Source organism: Quisquiliibacterium sp. (assembly GCF_982640115.1).
Genome location: NZ_CEXFHW010000194.1, coordinates 1 through 6933 on the forward strand (window position 1 = coordinate 1; position 6933 = coordinate 6933).

Consider the following 6933-nt stretch of genomic DNA (forward strand, 5'->3'; position numbering starts at 1 on the left):
ATCTCAACGACTCCGGCTGCAAGGTCACGGTCGGCGTGCGCAAGGGCGGCCCCTCGTGGGACAAGGTCAAGAAGGCCGGCCTCAAGGTGGCCGAGATCGCCGATGCGGTGAAGGGCGCCGACTTCGTCATGATGCTCATGCCCGACGAGCACATCGGCGACGCCTACCGCGAGCAGATCGCCCCCAACATCAAGAAGGGCGCCACCCTGGCCTTCGCTCACGGCTTCAACATCCACTACGGTCAGGTCATCCCGCGCGAGGACATCGATGTGGTGATGGTGGCGCCCAAGGCCCCCGGTCACACCGTTCGTTCCACCTATGCCGGCGGCGGTGGCGTGCCGATGCTGGTCGCCATCCACCAGGACCGTTCCGGTCTGGCGCGCGATCTCGCCCTGTCGTATGCCTGCGCCATCGGCGGCGGGCGTGCCGGCATCATCGAGACCAACTTCCGTGAAGAGACCGAGACCGATCTGTTCGGCGAGCAGACCGTGCTGTGCGGCGGCACCGTCGAGCTGATCAAGATGGGCTTCGAGGTGCTGGTCGAGGCGGGTTACGCCCCCGAGATGGCCTACTTCGAGTGCCTGCACGAGCTCAAGCTCATCGTCGACCTCATCTATGAGGGCGGCATCGCCAACATGAACTACAGCATCTCGAACAACGCCGAGTTCGGCGAGTATGTCACCGGGCCCAAGGTGATCACCGAGGAAACCCGCGTGGCCATGCGCGAGGCGCTCAAGTTCATCCAGACCGGCGAGTACGCCAAGCAGTTCATCCTCGAGAACCGCGCCGGCGCGCCCACGCTGCTGTCGCGTCGCCGCCTGATGGGCGAGCATCAGATCGAGGTGGTGGGCGAGCAGCTGCGCGCCATGATGCCCTGGATCAAGGCCAACAAGCTGGTCGACAAGACCCGCAACTGACCGACCTGCCGCGGCCCGACGCTGCACCGGGCCGCGGCGATATACTGTCCGGCATGACCTCGGTTCTCGCACCTCCGCCGATGCCGGCACTTGCCCCAGACTGGCAGGACTGGCTGGCCGGCAATGTGGTGCGCGGCTGCTCAGATGCCGACATGCTGGCCACCATGCGCCAGAGCGGGTTCGACGAGCACTACGCCCGCGTGGCCATCTCGGTGGTGCGCTCCATGACCGAGCGGGTGCAGCAGCAGGCTCCCGCCATGCTCGCCACCTACCGGGCTGACCCCTGCCGGCTGCCCGGCACGGCCCGGTTCCGTGCCGCCGATCGTGACGTGGGCATCGGTTTCGCGCTGGTCGATCCCAACATCTCGCTGATCCACGACCTCATCTCCGAGCAGGAGTGCGAGAAGCTGATCGCGCTCTCGGCCGGCAAGCTCACCCGCTCCAGCGTGCTCGACCGCCAGTCGGGCGGCGATGAGATCAGCCCGGTGCGCACCAGCGAGGGCACGTTCTTCGAGCGCGGCGAGAACGCGCTGGTGGCGCGCCTCGAGCAGCGCATCGCGGCGCTCACCGGCCTGCCCGTCGAGCATGGCGAGCCGCTGCAGATCCTTCACTACAAGCCGGGCAACGAGTACCTTGCCCACCATGACTACTTCGACCCCGCCGACCCCGGCAGCGCCGAGGTGCTCAAGTCGGGCGGCCAGCGGGTGGCCACGCTCATCGTGTATCTCAACGATGTCGCCGGCGGCGGCGAGACCCGTTTCCCCGAACTGTCCCTCGACATCCGGCCCGGTCGAGGCAATGCGGTGTACTTCGAGTACCTGAACGGTGCGGGCGGTCTCGATGCCCGCTGCCTGCATGCCGGCGTGCCGGTCACGCAGGGCGAGAAGTGGATCGCCACCAAATGGCTGCGCCAGGGGCCCTACCACCGATGAACCCGCGTCGCCGTTTCCGGCCGGTACGGCCCCTGCGCCCGGCTGCCCCCGGGGAGGCGCCGCGCCGCGCCCGTGGCATCTACCTGTTGCCCAACGCGATCACCACGGCCTCGCTCTTCTGCGGCTTCTACGCGATCGTCCAGGCCATGAACGCCCGCTTCGATCACGCAGCCGTGGCCACGTTCGTGGCCATGCTCCTCGACAGCCTCGATGGCCGTGTGGCCCGGCTCACCAACACCCAGAGCGCGTTCGGCGAGCAGTTCGACAGCCTCTCCGACATGGTTTCCTTCGGCGCTGCGCCCGCCCTGATCATGTACGAATGGACCCTTCGAGGCCTGGGCAAGTGGGGCTGGCTGGCGGCCTTCGTCTACTGCGCCGGGGCCGCGCTGCGGCTGGCGCGCTTCAACGCCAACATCGGCGTGGTCGACAAGCGTTACTTCCAGGGCCTGCCCAGCCCGGCGGCTGCGGCACTGGTCATGGGTCTGATCTGGATCGTCACCGACCTGCGTGAAACCAAGTGGATCACCGCCTCGCCACGCGACCTCGCCTGGGTGGCGTGGGCATTCACCGTGTACGCCGGGGTGACCATGGTTTCCAACGCGCCGTTCTACAGCTTCAAGGACATCAACCTGAAGCGCAGCGTGCCCTTCATCGTCATGATCGGCGTGGTGCTGCTGTTCGTGCTTGTCTCCAGCGACCCTCCGGTGGTTCTGTTCTCGCTCTTCGTGCTGTACGGCCTGTCGGGCTATGCGGTCTGGCTGTGGCGCCTCAAGACCGGCCGCGCTGCACCCTGGCGGGAATCCGCGCAGGCGGCCGCCGCACCTCCCGAAGAGCCCCCCGGCGGGCGGCGCTGAACGCCTGCGGTCTGCTGGCGCAGCCGACGGGCAGCGGGTTGCTCTCGGGTCGTGCGCCGCGCCTCTGATCTCCCGTCCGGGGAGGGTGCGTCATTTGACTGGGTCTTGCGCCGACCCCTACAATCGTCGGTTTTCCTGACGCCAAGCCTGGCGACCAATCATGCAGCGGCAAGAAGCCCGCAAACCCCTGGTGGTGGGCAACTGGAAGATGAACGGCACGCTCGGCAGCAACGAGCCACTGCTCGCCGCGTTGCGCGCCGGGCTCGATGCCGCACTGCTTGCCGGTGTCGATGTGGCGGTGCTTCCGCCCTATCCGTATCTCCCGCAGGTGTCCGCCTGGCTCGGCGAGACGGGGGTGAGCTGGGGGGCACAGGATGTCGCCGGCCATGCCGATGGCGCCTACACCGGCGAAGTGTCGGCCGCCATGCTGCGCGATCTTGGTTGCCGCTGGGTTACCGTGGGGCACTCCGAGCGGCGCGCGCTGCTCGGCGAGACCAGTGAACAGGTGGCGGTCAAGGCCGACCGGGCGCTGCAGGCGGGGCTCCTGCCGATAGCCTGCGTGGGTGAGACCCTGGCCGACCGGGAGCAGGGGCTGACCGAGTCGGTGATCGCGGCCCAGATAGCGCCGCTCGCCCGGCTGGCCTCGCTGGGCGCACCCGGCCAGCTCGTGATTGCCTATGAGCCGGTGTGGGCCATCGGCACCGGCCGCACCGCATCGCCCGAGCAGGCGCAGGCGGTCCATGCCTTCATTCGGGGCCGCCTGTCGGCGGCCGGTTTCGACGCTGCCTCGCTGCGCATCCTGTATGGCGGCAGCGTCAAGGCCGCCAGCGCACCGGCGCTGTTTGCCATGCCCGACATCGATGGCGGGCTGATCGGGGGAGCCTCCCTGATCGCCGACGAATTCATCGCGATCTGCCGCAGTGCGGCATCGGCCTGAGGAAAAGCCTTCATGACCATCCTGAACTCCCTCATCCTCGTCGCTCAGGTGCTCAGCGCCATCGGCGTCATCGTGCTGGTGCTGCTGCAGCACGGCAAGGGCGCCGACATGGGTGCGGCCTTCGGCGGGGGGGCATCGGGCAGTCTGTTCGGAGCCACCGGCTCGGCCAACTTCCTCTCCCGGTTCACGGCGGTGCTGGCCACGATCTTCTTCCTCAGCACGCTGGCCCTGTCGTTCACCGGCAGCCGCCAGAGCGCCACGCCGCGCAGCATCATGGAACAGCCCGCCGGGGCGCCTGCCACCGGTGTGCCGGCTGCGCCGGGCTCGCAGGGTATTCCGAACTCATCGGGTGTCCCGGCCGCACCGGCCGGAGCGGCGCCGTCCCCTGCCGAGGGCAGTGCCGCGGCGCCGGCGGCTGGCGTGCCGGCTGCGCCCGCCGCACCGGCGGCTGCGGGTTCCGCAACTGGCGGTGACGCCGATGCGGCAGTGCAAAAAAACCGGCAGAGCACCCAGATTCCGAAGTAGAATGCGGGGTCTCGCGAGGGGCCTGACGCTCCTCCGCGATCCACGAGCCGACGTGGTGAAATTGGTAGACACGCTATCTTGAGGGGGTAGTGGCGAAAGCTGTGCGAGTTCGAGTCTCGCCGTCGGCACCAACAATCAGTCGCCCGGGGGTTCTCCGCCCGGGTTCCATCTCCGGGTCGGCCCGGGGCGCGTCCACCGCGTCGTCCCCGGGTTCTTGCAGCCAGCAGCCAGCCAGTAGTCCGGGTACCACCCAGCTGAATCTTCCCCGTGAACCTCGACGCCTACCTCCCGGTCCTCCTGTTCATCCTGGTCGGCACTGCTGTCGGCGTGGGTCCCATGCTGATCGGCAAGCTGCTCGGCCCCTCCCGGCCCGACACCGAGAAACTCTCGCCTTACGAATGCGGCTTCGAGGCCTTCGAAGACGCGCGCATGCAGTTCGATGTCCGCTACTACCTCGTGGCCATCCTGTTCATCCTGTTTGATCTCGAGATTGCCTTCCTGTTTCCCTGGGCGGTCTCCCTGGACGCCATCGGCTTCTTCGGTTTCGCCGCCATGATGATCTTCCTGGCGGTGCTGGTGGTCGGGTTCGTTTACGAGTGGATGAAGGGCGCGCTCGACTGGGAATGATCCCGGCCGGCGCCCTCCGCGATTGCGTTCGGAGCGGCACAGATGAGCATGGAAGGTGTCCTGGGTGAAGGCTTCGTCACCACCCAGATCGACAAGCTGGTCAACTGGACGCGCACGGGCTCGCTCTGGCCCATGACTTTCGGCCTGGCCTGCTGTGCGGTCGAGATGATGCACGCCGGCGCGGCCCGTTATGACCTCGACCGCTTCGGCGTGGTCTTCCGGCCGAGCCCGCGCCAGTCCGATCTCATGATCGTGGCCGGCACGCTGTGCAACAAGATGGCGCCGGCGCTGCGCAAGGTCTACGACCAGATGCCCGAGCCGCGCTGGGTGCTCTCGATGGGCTCCTGCGCCAACGGCGGGGGCTACTACCACTACTCCTACTCGGTGGTGCGCGGCTGTGACCGCATCGTGCCGGTCGATGTCTATGTGCCGGGCTGCCCGCCTACCGCCGAAGCGCTCATCTACGGGATCATGCAGCTGCAGAGCAAGATCCGGCGCACCAGCACCATCGCGCGCTGATCCGGACATGACTGCGCTCGAATCGCTTCGCCAAACCCTCGAGTCCGCGCTCGGCACCCGGCTGGCGGGCCTGGTCGAGGCCCTGGGCGAGATCACCATCGAGGTCGCACCGGCCGACCTTCCCGCGGCAGCGCTGGCACTGCGCGATGCGCCTGGCCTGGGTTTCGACACCCTGATCGATCTCTGCGGGCTCGACTATCGTGACCATGGCGAGGGCACTCACAGCGGCCCGCGCTTTGCCTCGGTCATTCACCTGCTCTCGGTCACCCTCAACCAGCGTGTTCGGGTGCGCAGCTTCTGCGCCGATGATGACTTTCCGGTGCTGCCCTCGGTCACCGAGATCTGGCCCGCGGCCGGCTGGTACGAACGCGAATCCTTCGACCTGCTCGGCATCGTGTACGAAGGCCACGCCGACCTGCGCCGCATCCTTACCGACTACGGCTTCGTCGGGCATCCCTTCCGCAAGGACTTCCCGGTGTCGGGTTTCGTCGAGATGCGCTACGACCCCGAGCAGAAGCGGGTGGTCTACCAGCCGGTGTCGATCGAACCGCGCGAGAACATCCCGCGGGTGATCCGCGAGGAAGGATACGGCGCCGGCCGCTGAGCCGCCCGACCACAGCCATGGCAGACATCAAGAACTACACCCTGAACTTCGGGCCTCAGCATCCGGCCGCCCACGGCGTGCTGCGGCTGGTGCTCGAGCTCGACGGCGAGGTGGTCCAGCGCGCCGATCCGCACATCGGTCTGCTGCATCGCGGCACCGAGAAGCTCGCCGAGACCCGCACCTACCTGCAGAACGTGCCGTACATGGACCGTCTGGACTACGTGTCCATGATGTGCAACGAGCACGCCTATGTGATGGCCATCGAGAAGCTGCTCGGGGTCGAGGTGCCGCTGCGGGCCCAGTACATCCGGGTGATGTTCGACGAGATCACCCGAATCCTCAACCATCTGCTCTGGATCGGCGCGCACGGCCTCGATGTCGGTGCCATGGCGGTGTTCCTCTATGCCTTCCGTGAGCGTGAAGACCTCATGGACTGCTACGAGGCGGTCTCGGGTGCGCGCATGCACGCGGCCTACTACCGGCCGGGCGGCGTCTATCGCGACCTGCCCGAGCAGATGCCGCGGCTGCGCGAGAGCCGCCTGCGCAATGAGGCCGCGCTCAAGGATTACAACCGCGATCGCGAAGGCTCGATGCTCGACTTCATCGAGGCCTTCACCAACCGCTTCCCCGGTTGCGTCGACGAGTACGAGACCCTGCTCACCGACAACCGCATCTGGAAGCAGCGGCTGGTGGGCATCGGCGTGGTCAGCCCCGAGCGTGCCAAGGCGCTGGGCTTCACCGGCCCGATGCTGCGCGGCTCCGGCGTGGCCTGGGATCTTCGCAAGACCCAGCCCTACGAGGTCTACGACCTCGTCGACTTCGACATTCCGGTCGGGCGCAATGGCGACTGCTACGACCGCTACCTGGTGCGCGTGGCCGAGATGCGCGAGAGCAACCGCATCGTGCGTCAGTGCGTCGAGTGGCTGCGCAACAATCCCGGTCCGGTGATGTCCGACAACCACAAGGTGGCACCGCCGTCGCGTGTGGGCATGAAGACCCACATGGAAGACCTCATCCA

The 6933-nt window shown here is 67.3% G+C and carries 9 protein-coding genes and 1 tRNA gene; all 10 read left to right on the forward strand.

Annotated features, from left to right (window positions below):
• The coding region (gene ilvC, locus AC2H6A_RS16685) for a ketol-acid reductoisomerase (protein ID WP_484274842.1) at positions 1-917 on the forward strand (917 nt) is incomplete at its 5' end.
• Between the two features lie 53 nt (positions 918-970).
• A complete protein-coding gene (locus tag AC2H6A_RS16690) occupies positions 971-1849 on the forward strand; it encodes a 2OG-Fe(II) oxygenase (RefSeq protein ID WP_484274843.1) in 879 nt (292 codons plus the stop codon).
• Positions 1819-2703 carry a CDP-diacylglycerol--serine O-phosphatidyltransferase gene (gene pssA / locus AC2H6A_RS16695; RefSeq protein WP_484274844.1) on the forward strand — a complete coding sequence of 295 codons (885 nt, stop codon included), beginning with the start codon at positions 1819-1821 and terminating at the stop codon, positions 2701-2703. The genes AC2H6A_RS16690 and pssA overlap by 31 nt, the downstream gene beginning before the upstream one ends.
• Positions 2704-2863: 160 nt before the next feature.
• Positions 2864-3640: a triose-phosphate isomerase gene (gene tpiA / locus AC2H6A_RS16700; protein ID WP_484274845.1), complete on the forward strand. Its 777-nt coding sequence runs from the start codon at positions 2864-2866 to the stop codon at positions 3638-3640.
• A gap of 12 nt (positions 3641-3652) precedes the next feature.
• Complete coding sequence (gene secG, locus AC2H6A_RS16705) at positions 3653-4165, forward strand: preprotein translocase subunit SecG (protein ID WP_484274846.1); 513 nt, start codon at positions 3653-3655, stop codon at positions 4163-4165.
• A gap of 46 nt (positions 4166-4211) precedes the next feature.
• Positions 4212-4296 (forward strand) — tRNA-Leu (locus AC2H6A_RS16710).
• Between the two features lie 136 nt (positions 4297-4432).
• The gene (locus AC2H6A_RS16715; protein ID WP_484274847.1) at positions 4433-4792 is read left to right on the forward strand and encodes an NADH-quinone oxidoreductase subunit A; all 360 of its coding nucleotides are present in this window, start codon (positions 4433-4435) and stop codon (positions 4790-4792) included.
• Positions 4793-4834: 42 nt separating this feature from the next.
• A complete protein-coding gene (locus AC2H6A_RS16720) occupies positions 4835-5311 on the forward strand; it encodes a NuoB/complex I 20 kDa subunit family protein (protein WP_484274848.1) in 477 nt (158 codons plus the stop codon).
• Positions 5312-5318: 7 nt separating this feature from the next.
• Positions 5319-5915 carry an NADH-quinone oxidoreductase subunit C gene (locus AC2H6A_RS16725; RefSeq protein WP_484274849.1) on the forward strand — a complete coding sequence of 199 codons (597 nt, stop codon included), beginning with the start codon at positions 5319-5321 and terminating at the stop codon, positions 5913-5915.
• Positions 5916-5932: 17 nt separating this feature from the next.
• A partial coding sequence (locus AC2H6A_RS16730; RefSeq protein ID WP_484274850.1) for an NADH-quinone oxidoreductase subunit D occupies positions 5933-6933 on the forward strand: 1001 nt, incomplete at its 3' end.